This is a genomic window from Armatimonadota bacterium (assembly GCA_031460175.1).
Classification (GTDB): domain Bacteria; phylum Sysuimicrobiota; class Sysuimicrobiia; order Sysuimicrobiales; family Sysuimicrobiaceae; genus Sysuimicrobium; species Sysuimicrobium tengchongense.
This window is the reverse complement of sequence record JAVKGW010000010.1, coordinates 61,426-79,377: the sequence shown is the minus strand read 5'-3', so window position 1 is coordinate 79,377 and position 17,952 is coordinate 61,426. Positions and strand designations below refer to the sequence as shown.

Annotated in this window: 22 protein-coding genes; 13 read left to right on the top strand and 9 right to left on the bottom strand. The window is 69.6% G+C overall.

The window, feature by feature from the left end:
* Window positions 1-134 precede the first annotated feature (134 nt).
* From QN206_11610 to QN206_11600, 3 genes are read right to left on the bottom strand one after another with little or no spacing between them, the layout of a single operon-like run.
* Window positions 135-692: a DUF6069 family protein gene (locus QN206_11610; protein MDR7615453.1), complete on the bottom strand. Its 558-nt coding sequence runs from the start codon at window positions 690-692 to the stop codon at window positions 135-137.
* Entirely contained in the window at window positions 635-943 is a 309-nt protein-coding gene (locus tag QN206_11605; GenBank protein ID MDR7615452.1) for a DsbA family protein, read from the bottom strand. The genes QN206_11610 and QN206_11605 overlap by 58 nt, the downstream gene beginning before the upstream one ends.
* Window positions 940-1,431 (bottom strand): PadR family transcriptional regulator, encoded by a 492-nt coding sequence (locus tag QN206_11600; GenBank protein MDR7615451.1) that lies wholly within the window; start codon window positions 1,429-1,431, stop codon window positions 940-942. Before QN206_11600 ends, QN206_11605 begins: the two co-directional genes overlap by 4 nt.
* A gap of 116 nt (window positions 1,432-1,547) precedes the next feature.
* Here QN206_11600 and lnt point away from each other — a divergent pair, with 116 nt between their 5' ends.
* The 10 genes from lnt (at window position 1,548) to QN206_11550 (ending at window position 9,944) form a co-directional block, all read left to right on the top strand.
* Window positions 1,548-3,560 carry an apolipoprotein N-acyltransferase gene (gene lnt, locus QN206_11595; GenBank protein MDR7615450.1) on the top strand — a complete coding sequence of 671 codons (2,013 nt, stop codon included), beginning with the start codon at window positions 1,548-1,550 and terminating at the stop codon, window positions 3,558-3,560.
* A 24-nt stretch (window positions 3,561-3,584) separates the two neighbouring features.
* A complete protein-coding gene (gene ilvA / locus QN206_11590; GenBank protein MDR7615449.1) occupies window positions 3,585-4,808 on the top strand; it encodes a threonine ammonia-lyase in 1,224 nt (407 codons plus the stop codon).
* Between the two features lie 108 nt (window positions 4,809-4,916).
* Window positions 4,917-5,363 (top strand): hypothetical protein, encoded by a 447-nt coding sequence (locus QN206_11585; GenBank protein ID MDR7615448.1) that lies wholly within the window; start codon window positions 4,917-4,919, stop codon window positions 5,361-5,363.
* Between the two features lie 192 nt (window positions 5,364-5,555).
* The gene (locus tag QN206_11580; protein MDR7615447.1) at window positions 5,556-5,717 is read left to right on the top strand and encodes a YHS domain-containing protein; all 162 of its coding nucleotides are present in this window, start codon (window positions 5,556-5,558) and stop codon (window positions 5,715-5,717) included.
* Window positions 5,718-5,785: 68 nt separating this feature from the next.
* Complete coding sequence (locus QN206_11575) at window positions 5,786-6,391, top strand: hypothetical protein (protein ID MDR7615446.1); 606 nt, start codon at window positions 5,786-5,788, stop codon at window positions 6,389-6,391.
* A 10-nt stretch (window positions 6,392-6,401) separates the two neighbouring features.
* Window positions 6,402-6,734 carry an SHOCT domain-containing protein gene (locus QN206_11570; GenBank protein ID MDR7615445.1) on the top strand — a complete coding sequence of 111 codons (333 nt, stop codon included), beginning with the start codon at window positions 6,402-6,404 and terminating at the stop codon, window positions 6,732-6,734.
* A gap of 28 nt (window positions 6,735-6,762) precedes the next feature.
* The gene (locus QN206_11565; GenBank protein ID MDR7615444.1) at window positions 6,763-7,452 is read left to right on the top strand and encodes a response regulator transcription factor; all 690 of its coding nucleotides are present in this window, start codon (window positions 6,763-6,765) and stop codon (window positions 7,450-7,452) included.
* Window positions 7,453-8,550, top strand: coding sequence for an ATP-binding protein (locus tag QN206_11560; protein MDR7615443.1), 1,098 nt, complete (start codon window positions 7,453-7,455; stop codon window positions 8,548-8,550). It begins immediately after the preceding gene.
* Between the two features lie 77 nt (window positions 8,551-8,627).
* Window positions 8,628-9,272, top strand: coding sequence for a cupredoxin domain-containing protein (locus tag QN206_11555; protein ID MDR7615442.1), 645 nt, complete (start codon window positions 8,628-8,630; stop codon window positions 9,270-9,272).
* Between the two features lie 189 nt (window positions 9,273-9,461).
* Window positions 9,462-9,944, top strand: a complete 483-nt coding sequence (locus tag QN206_11550) for a cupredoxin domain-containing protein (protein MDR7615441.1) — start codon at window positions 9,462-9,464, stop codon at window positions 9,942-9,944.
* Between the two features lie 88 nt (window positions 9,945-10,032).
* Here QN206_11550 and QN206_11545 read toward each other — a convergent pair whose 3' ends face one another.
* The 6 genes from QN206_11545 to QN206_11520 all read right to left on the bottom strand — a co-directional run bounded on the left by QN206_11545 (window position 10,033) and on the right by QN206_11520 (window position 14,675).
* On the bottom strand, window positions 10,033-10,752 hold the full coding sequence (locus tag QN206_11545; protein ID MDR7615440.1) for an isoprenylcysteine carboxylmethyltransferase family protein: 720 nt from the start codon (window positions 10,750-10,752) through the stop codon (window positions 10,033-10,035).
* Between the two features lie 132 nt (window positions 10,753-10,884).
* Entirely contained in the window at window positions 10,885-11,091 is a 207-nt protein-coding gene (locus QN206_11540; GenBank protein MDR7615439.1) for a heavy-metal-associated domain-containing protein, read from the bottom strand.
* Between the two features lie 5 nt (window positions 11,092-11,096).
* Window positions 11,097-11,318, bottom strand: coding sequence for a hypothetical protein (locus QN206_11535; protein ID MDR7615438.1), 222 nt, complete (start codon window positions 11,316-11,318; stop codon window positions 11,097-11,099).
* 3 nt (window positions 11,319-11,321) lie between these two features.
* Entirely contained in the window at window positions 11,322-13,880 is a 2,559-nt protein-coding gene (locus QN206_11530; GenBank protein ID MDR7615437.1) for a heavy metal translocating P-type ATPase, read from the bottom strand.
* A complete protein-coding gene (locus QN206_11525; GenBank protein ID MDR7615436.1) occupies window positions 13,877-14,197 on the bottom strand; it encodes a metal-sensitive transcriptional regulator in 321 nt (106 codons plus the stop codon). The genes QN206_11530 and QN206_11525 overlap by 4 nt, the downstream gene beginning before the upstream one ends.
* 85 nt (window positions 14,198-14,282) lie before the next feature.
* Window positions 14,283-14,675 carry a metalloregulator ArsR/SmtB family transcription factor gene (locus QN206_11520; protein ID MDR7615435.1) on the bottom strand — a complete coding sequence of 131 codons (393 nt, stop codon included), beginning with the start codon at window positions 14,673-14,675 and terminating at the stop codon, window positions 14,283-14,285.
* A 122-nt stretch (window positions 14,676-14,797) separates the two neighbouring features.
* Between QN206_11520 and gnd the strand changes: the two genes are divergently transcribed.
* The 3 genes from gnd to pgl are packed head-to-tail and all read left to right on the top strand — an operon-like array spanning window position 14,798 to window position 17,897.
* Entirely contained in the window at window positions 14,798-15,733 is a 936-nt protein-coding gene (gnd, locus tag QN206_11515) for a decarboxylating 6-phosphogluconate dehydrogenase (GenBank protein MDR7615434.1), read from the top strand.
* Window positions 15,730-17,166: a glucose-6-phosphate dehydrogenase gene (gene zwf, locus QN206_11510; GenBank protein MDR7615433.1), complete on the top strand. Its 1,437-nt coding sequence runs from the start codon at window positions 15,730-15,732 to the stop codon at window positions 17,164-17,166. The genes gnd and zwf overlap by 4 nt, the downstream gene beginning before the upstream one ends.
* Window positions 17,163-17,897 (top strand): 6-phosphogluconolactonase, encoded by a 735-nt coding sequence (gene pgl, locus QN206_11505; GenBank protein MDR7615432.1) that lies wholly within the window; start codon window positions 17,163-17,165, stop codon window positions 17,895-17,897. The genes zwf and pgl overlap by 4 nt, the downstream gene beginning before the upstream one ends.
* Window positions 17,898-17,952: the final 55 nt, after the last annotated feature.

The window sequence follows — 17,952 nt, the reverse complement described above, 5'->3', positions numbered from 1 at the left end:
GACGTGCCCATCGAGTTCGCCATGACCGAGGGACGCGGGCACATCCGGGTGGGCGACGCGGTAGCCGGGGAGATGCAGCCCCTCACCGACCTCCAGGGCCGACCCACCTCGCTGGTGGACAGCGTCTGGTGTCCTCAGAGCGGCGGGCGGCGAGATCGCCGCGGAGCACCAGCAGGTCCGGACCGCCCGCGCCCAGGCGAGCCACGTTTCCCTCCTGCCGGTGGACACGGAAGCCCACCAGCCTCCGGTAAAACTCCACCGCCCTGCCGGCGGGGCAGCACGCCTCCCGTCAGGAACCCCACGGAGGCCAGCCACGGCGGCAGGTGGAGCACCATCAGGGTGACCACGGCCTCGGGGAGTGCCGGCGGAAGCTGAGCAGGCGGGCTTACGAGCAGCAAGACGTCCGGGATCCAGGACAGGACGAGCACCGCCAGGGCCACGCGGCGGAAGGTGCGCGCCGGGTCTGCGGCGTACCGCCGTAGCGCCGCGTACACTAGCGCCGCCCCCGTGGTGCCGACCGCCGTCCAGAAGAACACCGCCGGGCGGGTGAGCGGCTGGAAGGCGGGGGGTACCGGAAACAGGGCGGTGGCCGCGAGCCGCAACAGCTCGTTGGCCACTGCGGCGCTGACGAGGGCTAGAACCCACCCTTGCCAGATGGGTAACACGGGACGCGGGGATGCGCGCTCGGACACTCCTTCGTCACCTCCTCATCCAGCCCCACGTCCGCCGCGCACTGCCGTAGTACCTCGAAATCGGCGATGTTCAGGCACTCCGTCAGGTGGGCCCGCTGGACGCGATCGAACATGTCCCAGTGGGCGGCGTGCCCGCCCTGGAACTCGGCGGCCTTACACGCCTTCAGACCCGGCATGGAGTAGGGGTAGTCGAAGGGCCGGGTCGCCATCAGGTCCGCGTTGATCCGGTGAAAGAACTCCAGCCGGATCACGTCAGGTCCTCCCGCAGCACGGCCTCCACCTCCGTCCGGGCCCGCACGAGGATCTCGCGCACGCGCTCCAGCTGCTCAGGCTTCGGGTGCCTCCACGGCCCCACGCGGCGCAGGATCATCCCCAACTCCCACAACTCCCGGTACACGGATGCCCACCGGCACCGCCAGTCCCCGAACCGCTCCTCGACCCCCTTGACCATCGCCTTGCCCTCTTCAAGGAGCCTGCGCCCCTCCTCGGTAAGGGCGTACACGCGTTTGCCATCCTGCAGGGTCGAGGACAGGTAGCCCATGTCCTCCAGCATCTGCAGGGTGGGGTACACCGCTCCCGGACTGGGGGCGTAGAAGCCGCCGAACCGTTCCTGGAGGGCCCGCAGGACGTCGTAGCCGTGCATCGGGCGGTCCTTGAGAACGTCCAGAATCAGGTACTTGAGATCCCCGCGACCGACCACCCGTCCGCGGGGCCAGGGCCCCCAGGGTCGGGCGAACATGACAACCTCCAAGATGTATCGAGTTATATCACGTAATAATTCTATTGGCCGGTTGCCTAGAGGTCAAGGAAGACCGCCCGTGCGGTGGTCACGTCCCGCCGTGTTATAGTTGCCTCGTGCGGGGCATCCTGACTCCTCCCCTGCCTGCCGGCGCGCGGAAGGCCGCAGGGGTTGGCCGACCCTGGCCGGCTGCAGGTCCTGCCCGGTCCAGGTACGGGGCCGCCGTCCTCTCGGGCGTCCTACTGGCTTTGAGCTTCCCCCACCCCGGGTGGTGGCCGCTCGCGTGGGGAGCGCTCGTGCCGTTGCTCCTGGCCCTGCGGGGAGTGCGCCCGGCTCCTGCTGCGGGGGTTGGCTTTCTGTTCGGGCTCGCCTTCTACGGGGTACTGCTCACCTGGCTCGTGAGCCTGGGGTTTGCCGCCTACGCCGCGGTGGCGGTGTTCAGCGCGGGGTACTCCGCCCTCTTCGGAGCCCTCGCGAGCGCTGCGACCTCCCGCGGAGGAGAAGGCCGGTGGGTGGTGGGAACCCTTCTCGCCTGGGTAGTGGTGGAGTGGCTGCGCAGTCTGGGGACCGCCTCCTTTCCCTGGGGACTCGTGGGCTACTCCCAGTGGACGAACCTGCCGATCCTGCAGCTCGCGTCCGTGGGCGGGGTGTATCTGGTCTCCGCCGCGGTGGTGGGGGCGAATGCGGGATTTGCGCTCCTCCTGCTCCGCAAGCCTTTAGGACTCCTGCCCCTGATCCTGGTGGCTCTGGCGTGGGGGTGGGGAAATGCGAGGCTTGAGCGCCTAGAGGTGGAGAAGAAGCCGCGCATCCCCGTGGCCGCCATCCAGCCCAACCTGGTGCAGCAGCGCAAGCTCGATCCCGATTATGCCCCAACGACTCAGGAAACCCTCCTCCGGCTCACCCGGGAGGCGGTGCGCTCGGGGGCACGGCTCGTGGTGTGGCCCGAGCATTACTGGCCAGCTCCCCTCCTCCGGGACGAGCTCCTCGATCCCCTCATCCGGACCGCGGTCCCCGAGGATGTGGCCCTCGTGGCCACCGGGGAGATCGACGGCCGCCGGAACTCCGCGGTGGTGGTGGAGCGGGGGGAGGTGGTGGGGCGGCACGATAAGGCGCGCCTGGTGCCCCTCGGAGAGTGGTGGGCGGATCCGGGTCCGGGGTACCGGCCGGTTCCTGCCCCGGAGGGGCCCGCGGGAATCCTGTTGTGCTACGAGATCGTGTATCCCGCCTCTGCCCGGGCCCTCGTGGTCGGTGGAGCCCGTTACCTCGTCCACTCCTCGGAGGAGGGGTGGTTCGGACAGTCCGCGGGGCCCGTGCAGCACCTGGGCTTCGCGGTGGTGCGGGCGGTGGAACTGGGACGGGACGTGGTGCGGGCGGCCAGCATCGGGGTCTCCGGGATCATCGAACGTACAGGTCGCCTCCAGGCGCAGCTTCCGCAGGTGACGCAGGGCTGGATCTCCGGCCGCATCGAGCCTAGAGAGGACCTCACGCCCTACGCCCGGTGGGGAGATCTGTGGGTGTGGGGGGCTGCGGGGGTGCTGGGGGGGATGGTCCTACCCGCCGTGCTCCCGTGGATGCGTCGGGAGGTCATGCTCCCGTTCCTCCTTCCGGCAGCCGCCGCGACGTTAGGACGGATCCTCGAACTCGGCCCGTTTGCCACCGGTCTTCTCCTCTGCGCGGTGGCCCTCGCGGTCTGCCCGGATCCCCGGAGGGTCGGACTTGTGCGCGCCCGCCACCCCGCGAGCCTGCTCAGTTCCGCGGGGTTTTCGGGAATGGCGGTGTGGCTCGTGCAAGCGGGGTTCGCGGCCCAGGGGATTCCTCTGTTCTTCCAATTGCCCGGCTCCGGGAGCGTTGCGGCGAACCTTGCGTTCGGAGCCGCGGAGGAGATCTGGCTGCGGGGCGTGCTCCCTGCCTCCCTTTCCTTCTCCCCCCTCGCCGCCTTCATCCTCTCCCAGGCAGGTACTCTCCTCCTGTATGTGGGCGCGAGGGGAGAGGTCATCGCCTGGCACCTCCTGAGCGGCGCCGCCTTCTTCCTGGTGCGCCGGCTTACCGGAAGCCTTTGGGGGCCTTTGCTCGCCCGGGGGATCGGGGACGCGGCCCTGTGGGCCCTCCTGGGCCGGTGGCCGTTTTAAACGTGGCCGAGACGGAGCACCCCGTTGCGGGACGCGGATTTCCACATCCGGTTGGAGGACATCCGAGAGGCCGCGGCCGCCCTACGGCCCCACGTGCACCAGACCCCGCTGTTGCGTGCGGGAGCCCTGGGCCGGCTGGCAGGGGTGGAGCTCTGGCTCAAGGCGGAGAACCTGCAGCGCACGGGCTCCTTCAAGGTGCGCGGCGCCTTTAACCGAATCCGGTTGCTGAGCGTGGAAGAACGGCGGCGCGGGGTCGTGGCCGCCTCCGCGGGGAACCACGCCCAGGGGGTGGCCCTGGCGGCACGGGAGCTGGGCGTGCGCGCCACGGTGGTGATGCCGGAAGGCGCGCCTCTCGTCAAGGTGGAGTCCACCCGGGGGTACGGCGCGGAGGTGGTGCTCTACGGCCAGGACTTCGAGGAGGCTTTCGCGCACGCCCGGACCTTGCAGGAGCAGCACGGCGCGGTGTTGGTACACGCCTTCGACGACCCCGCGGTGATCGCGGGCCAGGGGACCGTGGGCCTGGAGATCGTGGACCAGCTCCCGGAGGTGGAGGCGGTGGTGGTGCCGGTGGGGGGCGGAGGTCTCGCCGCGGGTGTCGCGGTGGCCGTGAAGTCCCTCAGGCCGGACGTGCGGGTCGTGGGCGTGCAGGCGGCGGCGGCTCCCGCGGTCTGGCGGGCGTGGCACGAGGGCCGGGTGGTGGAAGTCCCCGCCCGCCGCACCCTGGCGGACGGGCTGGCGGTGAGGTCGACGCGGGAAGGGGTCCTGCGGCTGCTGCGGCGGTGGGTGGACGACATGGTCACGGTGGAGGAGGACGAGCTCGCGGGGGCTATGGTGCTGTTGCTGGAACGGGCGAAGCTGGTGGCGGAGGGTGCCGGAGCGGCCGCGGTGGCGGCTCTGGTGTACGGAAAGACGGAGCTGCGGGACGTGCGCACCGTGGCCGTGGTGAGCGGGGGCAACGTGGACCTGAACACCCTCGTGCGCGTGGTGGATCGGGGACTCGTGAAGACCGGACGCCTGCTGCGGCTGCGCACGCGCCTGGTGGACCGACCCGGGAGCCTCCGTCGGTTGCTGGACGTGGTGGCCCATCAGGGCGCCAACGTGGTCACCGTGGAACATGACCGCCTCGCACCCGAGGTCCCCATCGGGGAAGCAGAGGTCACGCTGCTCGTGGAGACGCGCGACGCGGAGCACGCCCGGGTGCTCCTCTCTGCGGTAGAGGCTGCGGGGTTTTCGGTCCGCGGCGACTGAGCGGCAGACTGTGAGCGGGCGGCACGGCGGGGTTCACCGACTCTTCACACGCCGATTAAGGAGCCTTCACAGGGGCCGTGGACCCTGTCAACCGGAGGTGAGAGAGGGATGCGCAGACCGCTTCACATCTTGGCTGTGTCCGCCTTCGTGTTTACACTCCTCGGCTCGGAGGGGTGGCGATTGGTCCCGGCGGCCTCTTCGGCGGAGCCGGTTCGCCCGGTCCAGGCGACGATCCGCGACCGTGGGGCGGGCGGGGTCACGGTGACCGCCACCTGGCAGGGCTTCCGGGATGGCGCGGTCGCCTTTCGCCTCTCCCTGGACACGCACTCCGTGGACCTGTCGGGGTTCGACGTGCTGGCCCACGTGGGGCTGAGGGCCGGTGCGGGTGCGGAGCTGCGGCCCCTGCGCTGGGAGGAGGAGCGCTCGAGCTCCCACCACCGGACGGGCGTGCTGTACTTTCCCGTCCCCAACCCACTGCCGGACCGCCTGGCGCTGGTGGTCCGTGACCTTGCGGGAGTCGCCGAGCGGGTCCTGGCATTCGAGTTCGGGAACTAGCGATGTGCCCACGAAGAGCGCAACCTGCGCAGGCCTGCCCGCGGTGGCAGGGTGGCGGGAGCCCTGGCGGCCTAGCGGGTGCCGCTCATAACCCTGGGGATTGCTGTGAACTTCGTTGGAGTGGGCGTGAGCGTCTGGCAGGTTTGTAAGGCCCGGACGGGCCCAAGCACGACACGGGAGGAGGGAGGATCCATGGCGGAGCGCGTGAAGGACCCGGTGTGCGGGATGGAGGTGGACCCCGTGCGGGCGGCGGGGAAATCCGAATACCAGGGCCAGACGTACTACTTCTGTTCCGCGCACTGCAAGGCCACGTTCGACCGGGAGCCGGAGAAGTACGCGAGCAAGGAGGGGTGAACGAGGCGACCCGGGGGCGAAAACCCGGCCCGCCGCAGTCCGCCGTAGAATGAAGTCGGAGGGGAAGGATGCATCGAGGGTACGTGTGGGCCGGGGTGGGTCTGATCCTCTCCGGCCTCGCGCTGGCCGTGGGGATGTGGTTCACGGAGGCGGGAGGTCCCTGGCCGGGAACGGGGCCCGGACCGGCGACCTTGGAAGCTGCGGCGGATCTCGTCCGACAAGAGCTCGCCCGCTGGGGGTACACGGACCTTGCCCCCAAGGAGGTCATGGAGTTCACCAACCACTTCTACGTGCTCGTGGTGGAGCGCGACACGGGGAAGGGAGCCATGGAACTCATCGTCGAGCGGGACGGGTTCGTGCACCCGGAACCCGGGCCCAACATGATGTGGAACACCAAGTACGGACACATGGGCGGCATGATGGGCCCGGGTTCCGGAGCGTGGCCCGAAACGCCGCCCCTCTCCAGGGACCGCGCCCGGCAGCTCGCGCAGGAGTTCCTCCGGAGCACGCTCCCCGGTGCGGAGCCGGATGAGGGCACGGAGTTCTACGGCTACTTCACCTTCGACGTGGAGCAGGGGGGCAGGCTCTTTGGGATGCTGAGCGTGAACGCGTACACGGGCCAGGTGTGGTACCACAGCTGGCACGGGGCGTTCGTGCGGGAAACGGAGCTGTGAGGAGGTCGGGATGGGCTGGCGAGAGGCGCTCGTGGTGGCCGTGGTGGTGATCGGAGTCCTGCTGCTCCTTCCGGCCCTCTGGATGGGCATGGGAAGCTGGGGATGGATGATGGGGCCTGGGATGATGGGGCCCGGGATGATGGGCCGGTGGGGCAGTTGGGGCTGGGGCAACGTGGTAGGCCTGTTGGTGGTGTTGGTCCTGGTGGCGGGAATCGTGCTGGTGGTGCTCGGACTGACCCGCCGGGAGACGCAGGATACCGCCCTGCAGATCCTGCGGCAGCGCCTGGCGAAGGGGGAGATCACCCCGGAGCAGTACGAGGAGCTGCGCAAGCTCCTCCAATAGACCGCCCAACGTCTACCATGAAGGTGGCATGGTCCGGGTCCTCGTGGTAGACGACGACGAGACCATCCTCGATCTCCTGCGTTCATACCTGAGCCGGGAGGGGTTTGAGGTCCAAGTGGCTCGGGATGGAGAGGAAGCACTCCGGATCGCCCGCGCCTCCGGCCCCGACGTCGTGGTGTTGGATGTGCTTCTCCCCGGCCTAGATGGGCTAGAGGTCCTGCGGAGGTTGCGAAGGGAGGCCGGTCCGTACGTGATCCTGCTCACCGCGAAGACGGAAGAAGCCGACCGCGTGGTGGGACTGGAGCTGGGGGCCGACGACTACGTCACCAAGCCCTTTAGCCCGCGGGAACTGGTGGCGCGGATCCGGGCGGTCCTCCGTCGGGGCCGGGCTCGGGTCGAGCCCTCGAAGGCTCCCCTCGTGTTCCGGCGGCTGCGCATCGACCCCGTCCGCCGGGAGGTCTACCGGGGCGGAGAGCCCGTAGCGCTCACGACCCTGGAGTTCGAGCTCTTGTGGACCCTGGCCTCTTTCCCCGGTCGGGTGTGGACCCGGGAGCAGCTCATCGAGCGGGTGTGGGGCCACGACTACTTCGGGGACGAACGGGTGGTGGACGTCCACATCAAGGAGCTGCGGCGGAAGCTCGGGGACGATCCCGCGCATCCAGCCTTCGTCCAGACCGTGCGGGGCGTGGGCTACAAGTTCGTGGACGAGCCCGTGTGAATGCTCAGGCGCCTGTTCCCGAAGCTCCTTCTGGCCTTTCTGGTGGTGATCCTGGCCGGGGCGGTGGTGGCCTGGGGGACCGCGTGGGGGCTCGCGCCGGCCGCCTTCCGAGAGCACCTGGCCACCATGGCGGATCGGCTCGGACACGACGAGGAGCTCGTGCAGGAACTGTTCGCGGGGTTCCGACGGGCGGTGGGCACTGCGGTGCTGGTGGCCGTGGCCGCTTCCGTGTTCGTGGCGTTCACGGTGGCCGCCTTCTGTGCGCGGCGGATCGTAGGCCCCGTGGAGGCGGTGCGGGCGGCGGCGGAGCGCGTGGCGGCAGGCCATTACGAGGAGCGCGTCCCCGTGATCTCTCAGGATGAGCTCGGGGACCTCGCAGAGCAGTTCAACCGCATGGCCGCGGCCCTCCAGCGGCTGGAGGGCCTGCGCCGGGACCTGGTGGCGGACGTGGCCCACGAGCTGCGCACACCGCTCGCGGGCCTAGCGGGGTACCTGGAGGGAATGCTGGACGGAGTGGTGGAGCCCTCCGAGGAGGTCCTGGCTCGCATGCAGCGGGAGGTCCGGCGGCTGGAGCGCCTGGTGGAGGACCTGCAGGAGGTGTCCCGGGTGGAGGCGGGGCAGGTGACGCTGCACCTGCGGTCGACATCCCTCGCGGAGGTGCTGGAGGGGGTGTTGGCCCGGCTGCGGCCGCAGTTCGACGACAAAGGGATCGAGCTCTCCGTGGAGCTTCCTGGGGACCTTCCGCGGGTCCGGGCGGACCCGGACCGCGTGGCCCAGATCCTCACCAACCTCCTCGGCAACGCCCTGCGGTACACGCCGAGCGGGGGAAGGGTAATGGTGCGGGCATGGCGGACGGGTGGGGAGGTGGCCTTGGCCGTGTCCGACACTGGGATCGGGATCCCTCCGGAGCACCTGCCGCACGTCTTCGACCGGTTCTACCGGGTGGATCGCTCGAGGTCCCGCCGCGGGGGCGGGACGGGGATCGGGCTCACCATTGCCAAAGGACTCGTGGAATTGCACGGAGGCCAGATCTGGGCGGAAAGCCAGGGCCCGGGCCAGGGGAGCACCTTCACCTTCACGCTTCCCGCGGCGAGGTAGCACCTTCACCCAATCTTCACCTGGAGTTCCGGCACGCCTCACCGATGCCGGCTACCGTTGCCGGCGGAGGGAGAGCCATGATGGGGTGGATGGTCCTGTTCTGGATCCTCGTGATCCTCCTCGCCCTGGCCGTGGTGTCCCGCCTGTTCCCGAAGGCGCAAGACCACACGGCCCGGAGAACCTTGCGGGAGCGCCTCGTCCGCGGGGAGATCACGGAGTCGGAGTACCGGGAGGCCATGAGGGCTTTGAACGCCTCCGAGAAGCGCTCCACGGGGTTCGCGCCGGTGGTGGTCCTCCTGCTCCTGGCCCTGGTGATCCTCCTGCTCGTTGCGGGGTTTGGGGGGATGGGCATGCCGGGTTGGATGCCCGGAATGCCGGGAATGAGCGGAATGCCCCACATGAGGGGCTGGACGCCCCCCACAAGTGCTCCTTCGGTCCGGCCCGGAGCGCGGCTCGTCCCGGTGACCCTCGCGGACTTCGCCTTCCGTCCCGCCTCGATCCGGGTGAGGGCGGGAGAGCCGGTAAACCTCCGGCTGGTGAACGCGGGCCGTGTGACGCATGATCTGTACGTCCCGGCCCTCGGGTTCCGGGTGACGGTGGAGCCGGGAGAGGAAGTCGTGGCGGGACTTCCCGCCCTGCAGCCCGGGACGTACGAGTTCTACTGCAGCCTCCCGGGGCACCGGGAGGCCGGCATGCGGGGAACCCTCGTGGTGGAGCCGTAAGTGGACTGCGGTTCTGGGTCCGGACCGGTTTTTGCATCGCCCGGGCCGGTAACCGCGTTCAGGTGAGGACCGACGTCCGAAGCGGCTTCGACCTGTTCAATTCAGTGCTGCCCGCTTGACAGGGGTTGCCGGAAGAGTTAAAGACAGCGGCAACGCAAGTATGTGAGTGCAACGGGAGGAAGAGTCGGCATGAGGCGTGGACTGTTCGTGGCAGGTGGGGTGGTGCTGCTCGGTGTGCTGACGGCTGCCGCGGCGGGCGCGGGCACGACGCGGCAGGTCGTCGAGATCCAGATGAAGGAGTTCGCCTTCGTGCCCTCCACGGTGACCTTGAGGGCCGGCGTGCCCGCGGAGGTGCGGCTCGTGAACCGCAGTGTGGTGGAGCACGAGTTCATGGTGTACGACCTGGGGCACCTGCACCTGACGGGCATGGACCCGGAGAAGATGCACCGGGAACTGGAAGCCCGGTCGTACTTCCGCGGGCTGCCGGTCCAGGTGGAGGGCAAGGCCAAGATGGTGGAGCGCAGGGGCAAGGACCTGGCGATGGTTACCCTGGCTCCGGGCGAACGGGTGACCTTGCGGTTTACGCCCCGCAAGCGGGGAACCTTCGAGATGGGCTGCCACATCCCGGGCCACTACGAGGCGGGGATGAAGGGCAGCTGGGTGGTCCGGTAGGGAGGGATCAACGCTCCTCAAGGAGCGTGTCCACGAAATCCGGAACGTGTGAAGCGGGGCCCCATCGCGTAGCGATCTTTGGGGTGGTCTACGAAGGGCCGGATCCGGCGGGTGGCCGCCGCGGGATCCAAGCAGGCGTCCGGTGCGCGTAGGCTTCGTACGCCGCCCCGGATTGCCGGGCGAGTTCTGCCTCCTCCCGGCGCGCCTGGCGCGCGTAGGCCCAGGCGAGGACCGGCCACATCAGGAGGCCCGGAAGGGTGGGCCAGTGCACGAGCCAGCCGCCCGTCACCAGGATGAGACCCAGGTACTGGGGGTGGCGCAGGTACCGGTAGATCCCCGTGGTCACCAGCCCCTCACGGTTGCGGTGCAGTTCCCACCACCCGAGGACCACGAGGAGGACGCCCACGAGGGTGACCGCGGAGCCTGCGGGCATCCCGAACCGGTACATGTACGTCATGAACTCGCGTTCGAAGAGCGTCCACCCGAGGACAGAGGACAGCAGGTACACGGTCAGCGGAAAGCCGAACATCTCCGCGAACAGGGAGACCACGAAGGCTGCATAGAGGCCGTGCGCGCGCCAGTTCCGCTGCACGCGGACCGGGAGGAGGACGAGGAAGGCCAGGAACAGGGCGGCGGAGGCGGCCGCAAGCCCCCACTGGCCCCGCGAGATGGACAGCAGCTCCTCGTGGAGGGGCCGGCGCAAAAGGACCAGGGAGTGGGTAGCCGCCACCACCAGCACGGTGATGCTCAGGACGGCGGCTCCGAGCCCGACAGCGTTCCGAAGGCGCTTGGGTCCCGCGCGCGTCACCAAAGACGCACCTTCCGCAACAGCGCGGTCGCCGCCACGGCCACCGTGGATAGGCTCATGAGGAGGCCCCCGGGGACAGAGATGTGCGCGGCCCGGCGCGGGATCGTTGCGCGCCAGTTCTTCGGGTCGGCGTTACGCAGCCACGGGGTACCCGGCCTGCTCCAGAGCCTGCTTCAACGCTTCCTCGTTGACGGCCCCCTCCTCGAAGACCACCCGGACCTCCTTGGTGGTCAGGTCCACGTGCACGGACCGCACGCCCGGGACGCTCCGGGCCGCCCGCTCCACGGTGGCCGCGCACCCGTTGCAGTGCATCTTGGGCACCTTGTAGACCTTCTCCACGGTGGTCACCTCCCTTCGAAGCGCTTGCGGACCCACGGGATCACGACGGGCATGAGGATGATGGCGGAGAGGAGGAAGACCCACACCGCGCCGATGAACCGGCTGGCCCAGGACGCTTCCCCCTTGAGGGTGGCGAGGCCGACGAACCCGAGGGCCGCCAGCAGGGAAAGTCCCAGGTACAGAGCCGCCGCCACCGCGGAAGGGTTTCGGGACGTGGTGCGCGTCATGGTTCACCTCCCCGCGGGGGCCGGCTCAGCCGCCCGCAGCCGCGCGGGCTCGGCGGCCCGGTGCCGCCGGCGCACGGGTGGCGTGTACCCCCGCATGCGCTGGGTGTTCAGCGTGACGGAGAGGGAGCTCGTGGCCATGAGCACCGCCGCGAGCTCCGGGCTCACGATCTGGCGCAGGAACGGGTACAGGATGCCCATGGCCAGGGGGATGGCCGCGGTGTTGTACGCGAAGGCCCAGAACAGGTTCTGCTTCACGAGCCCCATGGTGGCCCGGGCGATCTGGAAGGCGGTCACCACGTCCAGGAGGTCGTCCTTCACCAAGACCACGTGGCCGGTCTCCTTCGCCACGTCGGTGCCCGCGCCCATGGCGATCCCCACGTCCGCCTGGGCCAGGGCCGGGGCGTCGTTGATGCCGTCGCCCACCATGGCCACCCGGTAGCCCTGGCCCTGGAGGCGCTTGACCTCCGCGGCCTTGTCCCCGGGCAACACCTCCGCCAGCACCGTGTCCATCCCCAGCTGCTGGGCGATGGCCTCCGCGGTTCGGCGGTTGTCCCCGGTGAGCATGGCCACCCGGATCCCCATCCTCCTCAGCTCCTGCACCGCCACCGGCGTGGTCTCGCGCAGGGTGTCCGCCACCGCCACGACGCCGACTGCACGCCCGTCCACGGCTACGAACATGGCGGTCTTGCCCTGGCCCTCCAGCTCGCCCGCCCGGACTTCCAGGTCCCCGAGGGACACGCCGTGTTCCGCCATCAGCAGCCGGTTCCCGAGCAGGACCCTCCTCCCGTCCACACGGGCCACCACTCCGCGGCCGGGCAGCGCTTGGAACTCTTCCGGGTCGGGCAGCTGCATGCCGCGTTCCTGCGCGGCCCGCACCACCGCCTCCCCCAGCGGGTGCTCGGAGCGCTTCTCGGCCGCCGCGGCCCAGCGCAGGACCTCCTCCTCAGGCTCCTCTGCGGCCACCACGTCCGTGACGGAGGGGAGCCCCTTGGTGAGGGTGCCCGTCTTGTCGAACACCACCACCTGCACCTTCGAGAGAGCCTCGACCGCGTCCGCCCCCTTGAACAGGATCCCGAACTCCGCGGCCTTCCCCGTGCCCGCCATCATGGCCGCGGGAGTCGCGAGCCCCACCGCGCACGGGCAGGAGATCACGAGCACCGCGATGGACACGAGCACCGCGAACCCCACCGCGGTGGCGCCCGAGAGGGCGTACGGCGTCAGCATGAGCCGGGTCTGCGGGCTGAACCACCGGTCGTAGCCCACGAAGTACCAGAAGAGGAAGGTGGCCAAGGCCAGCACGTGCACCCAGAAGATGAACCGGCCCGCCACGAAGTCCGCCAGCTTCTGGATGGGCGCCTTCGAGGTCTGGGCCTCCTCCACCAGCCGGATGATCTGGGCCAGGGCCGTCTCCCGTCCGACCCGGGTGGCGCGGAAGGTGAACGAGCCGGTCTTGTTCAGGGTGCCGCCGATGACCTCGTCCCCGGCCTTCTTCTCCACGGGGATGCTCTCCCCCGTGATCATGGACTGGTCCACGGCGGAGTAGCCTTCCAGAACGACCCCGTCCACGGGGACCTGTTCCCCGGGCCGCACCACGAGGACGTCCCCCACCTCCACCTCGTCCACGGACACCTCCACCTCCCGGCCGTCCCGCAGGACCCGCGCCCGGCGCGGCTGCAGCCGCATGAGCCGCCGGATGGCTTCGGAGGCCCTGCCGCGGGTGATGGCCTCCAGGTACCGGCCCAGGAGGATGAACCACGTGAGCAGGGCCGCGGCCTCGTAGAAGGTGGCCTGCGGGCCGCCGAAGCCCGCCTGCGGCCAGAAGGTGTTCACCACCGCGATGAGGTACGCGGCCCCGATCCCGGTGGCGTACAGGAGGTTCATGTCCGTGACCCCCCGGCGCAGCCCCGCGAAGGAGTGCACGAAGAACTGGGAGCCGGGGCCGACCACGAGGGGCGTGGTCAGGAGGAACAGGACGAGCTTGTTGTGCAGGAACTCGGGGACCACGCGGGAGAAGAACCCGTAGGGCTGGAAGGTGCCCAGCATGACCAGAAGCGCGAGGGGGGTGGCCACCAGGAGGTTCCGGCGCTGGCGGGCGATCTCCCGGCGGCGGGCCTCCTGCTCGCGGTCTGCGGCCGCAGCGCCCTCCACCTTCTCCTCCGCCCCGTAGCCCACCTCCCGGACCGCAGCCAGCATCTCCCGCACCGTCACGGCGCCCGGCAGGTAGTCCACCCGGGCGGTCTCCGTGCTCAGGTTCACGGAGGCGTCCAGGACGCCGGGAAGCTGCACCAGGGCGCGACGCACGTTTTCCACGCAGGACGCGCAGCTCATGCCGGTGATGTGCAGGTACGCGGTGGCGGTGCGGAGCCCATAGCCGATCTCCTCTACAGCCCGTTGCATGGCCCGCACGTCCACGGCAGAAGGGTCGTACTCCACCGTGGCCTGCTCCGTGGCCAGGTTCACCCGGACCTCCCGTACGCCGGCCAGCCGCTTGAGTGCCCCCTCCACGTTCGCCACGCACGAGGCGCAGCTCATCCCTTCGATGGGGAGCACGAGCCGCTTCATCGCCGCTCACCTCCCGCCTCGAAGACCTCCAGTAGCTCCGTGATCACCCGTTCCCGCTCCTTTGGATCCTGGGAGCGGATGGCCGTGGTCACGCAGTGGTTGAGGTGCCGCTCCAGCAGCAGAGCGTTCACCCGGTCCAACGCCGCCTGGATCGCCTTGGTCTGCTTGAGGACGTCGATGCAGTATGCGTCCTCCTCGACCATGCGCAGGACACCCCGCACGTGCCCCTCGATGCTCCGCAGGCGAGCGAGGATCTCCTGCTTGGCCCGGGGATCTGTGCCCTGGAAGATCCTGCGAGGCTGTGCTCTGGTGGCCATGACGCCCTCCTCCCCTCCCCCATGGGGAGGGGGTTCCTGCCTCATCTTAGCAGGTTCTCCGGAGAACGTCAAATGGCGCAGGGCGCTACCGCCGCGCCCGGACCCGCCGGTTCCGGGTCCTGCGGCCGTCGATGAGGGTGCAGCTGCGGATCCGATCCGTGTGGTCCCGCACCAGGGAGGAAGCGAGAAGGAGGAGCTCCCGAACCCGGGGATCCGTGACCCGATAGTACACCCGGCGGCCCTCCCGGCGGGCGGTCACGTACCCGCACCACCGCAGACAGCTCAGGTGGCTGGAGACGCGACCCTGAGGGGACCCCGTGAGCTGCACGAGCTCCGTGACGTTCTTCTCCTCGTCCAGCACGAGCTGCAGGATCCGAAGCCGCGTGGGGTCCCCGAGGGCCCGGAAGAACTTCGCGGTGAGGACCTCGTCCGAAAGATTCGGCAGCACGAACGGAGCCGGCATGAGGTCGTGACGCATTCCCACGTCTCCCTAAAAGATTCTACGTCGATCGGATTCTAATGGAAGCGTATCCGGAGTCCGGTCCGCGGTGCAAGTGCCGGGAGAATCCCGTGGGTGGAGAATAAGGTTACCGAATTTACGTGTATGCTGGTGTAAGGAGGAAGGAGATGGAGATCGGACTCGTAGGATTGGGACGGATGGGCCTGGGAATGGCACGGCGGCTGTTGCGGGCCGGCCTGCGGGTTACCGGATACGACCGGGACCCCGACCGGGTCGAGCGGGCTGCCCGGTTGGGCGCCCGGCCGGCCGGTTCCCTCCACGAGCTGGCGGACGCCCTGGCGTCTCCGCGGATCGTGTGGCTGATGGTCCCCGCGGGGAAACCCGTGGACGATACACTGGATCAGCTGCTCCCGCACCTTGTGGCGGGTGACGTGGTGGTGGACGGAGGCAACTCCCACTACCGCGACACCCTGCGGCGGGCGCAACGACTGGGCGCACACGGCGTGCACTTCGTGGACGTCGGCACGAGCGGGGGAGTGTGGGGCGAGGAGGAGGGGTACTGCCTCATGGTGGGCGGAGAAAAGGATGTGGTGGAGCGCCTGCGGCCGGTCTTTGAGGCACTCGCGCCGGCTCCGGATCGGGGGTGGGGGCATGTGGGCCCCGTGGGGGCCGGTCACTTCGTGAAGATGGTCCACAACGGGATCGAGTACGGCCTCATGCAGGCGTACGCGGAGGGATTCAGTATCCTGCGGCACAAGCGGGAGTTCGGGTTGGACGTGCGCCAGGTGGCGGAGGTGTGGCGGTACGGCAGCGTGATCCGGTCTTGGCTGCTGGACCTGGTGGCACGGGCGCTGGCGGAGGATCCGGACCTCTCCGGGATCGCCCCGTACGTGGAGGACACGGGGGAGGGCCGGTGGACGGTGTTCGAGGCCGTGGACCTGGACGTCCCGGCCCCGGTCATCACCCTCTCCCTGATCCAGCGGCTCCGGTCGCGGGACACCGAGTCCTACGCGGACCGGCTGCTTGCGGCGCTGCGCCACCAGTTCGGCGGGCACCCCGTGCGGCGGGAGCCGTGATCGCCCGTTCCCTGCCCCCGGCCCTCTTCGTGGTGTTCGGCGCCACCGGGGACCTCATGCGCCGCAAGCTCCTCTCCGTCCTGTTCCGGCTGAGTCGCCGCGATGCGGGTGGGCCCGTGGTGGTGCTGGGGGTGGCCCGATCCGGGTGGACGGACGATGGGTTCCGGGCGTGGGCGAGGGAAGCCCTCCTCGCACAGGGGCATCCCGAGGAGGAGGTCGGCCGGTGGTGCGAGACTCGGCTCTTCTACCACGCCCTGGGCGGTGATCCGGAGGGGGCGGGGACGCTACGCGAGCGCATGGACTCCCTCGAGCGTGCACATGGCCTTCCCGGAAACCGTGTCCTGTACCTCGCGGTCCCCCCGCAGGCCGTTCCCGATCTCGTCGAGCGGATCGGCCAACGTGGGCTGCACCGCAGCCGCGGGTGGACGCGGCTCGTGGTGGAAAAGCCCTTCGGCACCGACCTCACGTCTGCCCGCGCCCTGAACCGATCCATCCACGCGTACTTCGAGGAGTCCCAGATCTTCCGGATCGACCACTACCTGGGGAAGGAGACGGTGCAGAACCTGCTCACCTTCCGGTTCGCGAACCCCGTCTTCGAGTCCGTGTGGAACCGGGACCGGGTGGACCACGTGCAGATCACGGTGGCGGAGACGACGGGCGTGGAAGGACGCCTCGGCTACTACGACCGGGTGGGCGCCCTCCGGGACATGGTCCAGAACCACCTGACCCAGATCCTGACCCTCGTGGCCATGGAGCCGCCCGCCTCCTTCGAGGCCGACGCCATTCGCAACGAGAAGGTGAAAGTCCTGCAGTCCATGGCACCCATCGCGCGGGAACACGTGGTCTTTGGCCAGTACGGGCCGGGGTGGGTGGACGGCCTGGAGGTCCCCGGTTACCGGGAAGAGGTGGGGGCTGCATCCGCTACGGAGACGTTCGCCGCCCTGCGGGTGGAGATCGTGAACTGGCGGTGGCGCGGCGTCCCCTTCTACCTGCGGACCGGGAAACGGTTGAAGCGCCAGATCAGCCATGTGGTGGTGCACTTCCGGCCGGCTCCCATCTGTCCCCTCGGCCCGGACTGTCCCGCGAACCCGAACGCCCTCGTGATGACCCTGCAGCCGGACGAGGGGTTTGACCTCCTCTTCGAGGTGAAAGCTCCCGGACAGCCCATCACGCTCCGCACCCAACGGCTGCGGTTTCGGTACGCGGAGGCGTTCGGCACCCTGCCCGACGCCTACGAGACACTCCTCTACGACATCCTCCTCGGAGACCAGACCCTCTTCGTCCGGTCCGACGAGGTCGAGGCCGCATGGCGCCTGTACGACCCGGTCCTGGCCGATCCGCCGGGAGCCCGCCCGTACCCGGCCGGGAGCTGGGGACCGGAGCAGGCGGATGCCCTGTTGGCCCGCGAGGGCCGGAGCTGGTGGAACCCGTGAAGCGTGAGCTCCGGATGTACCCGGACCCGCAAACCCTCAGCGCGGCGGCGGCGGAGGAGCTTGGCGCCTTCCTCGAGACGACCGCGTCCGAACGCGGCCGATGCATCGTGGCCCTCGCGGGCGGCCGCACGCCCCGGCCTGTGTACGAGCGGCTCGCCGCAGACCCCAGGATTCCGTGGCCGCAGGTTGTGGTGTTCTGGGGGGACGAACGGTACGTGCCACCGGACGACCCCCGGAGTAACGCGCGGATGGCCTACGAGGCGCTCCTCGGGCGCGTGCCGATCCCGCCCGAAAACGTATACCCCATGCCGACCCGCTTCGAGCAACCGGACGAGGCCGCGCGGGCGTACGAGTCGGTGCTGCGGGCGGCGTTCTGTGACCCTCCCCGGTTCGACCTCGTACTCCTCGGGATGGGTGCGGACGGACACGTGGCCTCGCTGTTCCCGGGTTCTCCCGCACTTTTGGAGACCGAGCGGTGGGTGGTAGCCGTGCGCGTCACGGCCGACCCACCGGTCCGCCTCACCCTGACGCTGCCCGTGATCAACCGGGCGCGGCGCGTGGACGTGTTGGTCACCGGCGCAGAGAAGCGGGAGGCCGTGCGCCGGGCGCTCGTGGAACCGCCGGACCCGTGGAGCTGTCCCGCGGGCGGCGTACACCCGGAGGGCGGTCTATTGGTCTGGTGGGTGGACCGGGCGGCGGCCGGGGGAATCCCGCAGACGCAGAGAGAGTAGCACCACGCTGGGCACTTGACAGGGTGACCCCAGGAGCATAATATACGGCTTACCG

Excerpts from the sequence above, each read along its gene's own strand:
- QN206_11560 (MDR7615443.1), top strand. The coding sequence starts at position 7,453 with ATGCTCAGGCGCCTGTTCCCGAAGCTCCTTCTGGCCTTTCTGGTGGTG.
- QN206_11530 (MDR7615437.1), bottom strand. The coding sequence starts at position 13,880 with ATGAAGCGGCTCGTGCTCCCCATCGAAGGGATGAGCTGCGCCTCGTGC.
- QN206_11570 (MDR7615445.1), top strand. The coding sequence starts at position 6,402 with ATGGGCTGGCGAGAGGCGCTCGTGGTGGCCGTGGTGGTGATCGGAGTC.
- QN206_11580 (MDR7615447.1), top strand. The coding sequence starts at position 5,556 with ATGGCGGAGCGCGTGAAGGACCCGGTGTGCGGGATGGAGGTGGACCCC.
- QN206_11520 (MDR7615435.1), bottom strand. The coding sequence starts at position 14,675 with ATGCGTCACGACCTCATGCCGGCTCCGTTCGTGCTGCCGAATCTTTCG.
- QN206_11525 (MDR7615436.1), bottom strand. The coding sequence starts at position 14,197 with ATGGCCACCAGAGCACAGCCTCGCAGGATCTTCCAGGGCACAGATCCC.
- QN206_11565 (MDR7615444.1), top strand. The coding sequence starts at position 6,763 with ATGGTCCGGGTCCTCGTGGTAGACGACGACGAGACCATCCTCGATCTC.
- QN206_11535 (MDR7615438.1), bottom strand. The coding sequence starts at position 11,318 with ATGACGCGCACCACGTCCCGAAACCCTTCCGCGGTGGCGGCGGCTCTG.
- QN206_11575 (MDR7615446.1), top strand. The coding sequence starts at position 5,786 with ATGCATCGAGGGTACGTGTGGGCCGGGGTGGGTCTGATCCTCTCCGGC.
- QN206_11550 (MDR7615441.1), top strand. The coding sequence starts at position 9,462 with ATGAGGCGTGGACTGTTCGTGGCAGGTGGGGTGGTGCTGCTCGGTGTG.
- QN206_11585 (MDR7615448.1), top strand. The coding sequence starts at position 4,917 with ATGCGCAGACCGCTTCACATCTTGGCTGTGTCCGCCTTCGTGTTTACA.
- QN206_11555 (MDR7615442.1), top strand. The coding sequence starts at position 8,628 with ATGATGGGGTGGATGGTCCTGTTCTGGATCCTCGTGATCCTCCTCGCC.
- QN206_11600 (MDR7615451.1), bottom strand. The coding sequence starts at position 1,431 with ATGTTCGCCCGACCCTGGGGGCCCTGGCCCCGCGGACGGGTGGTCGGT.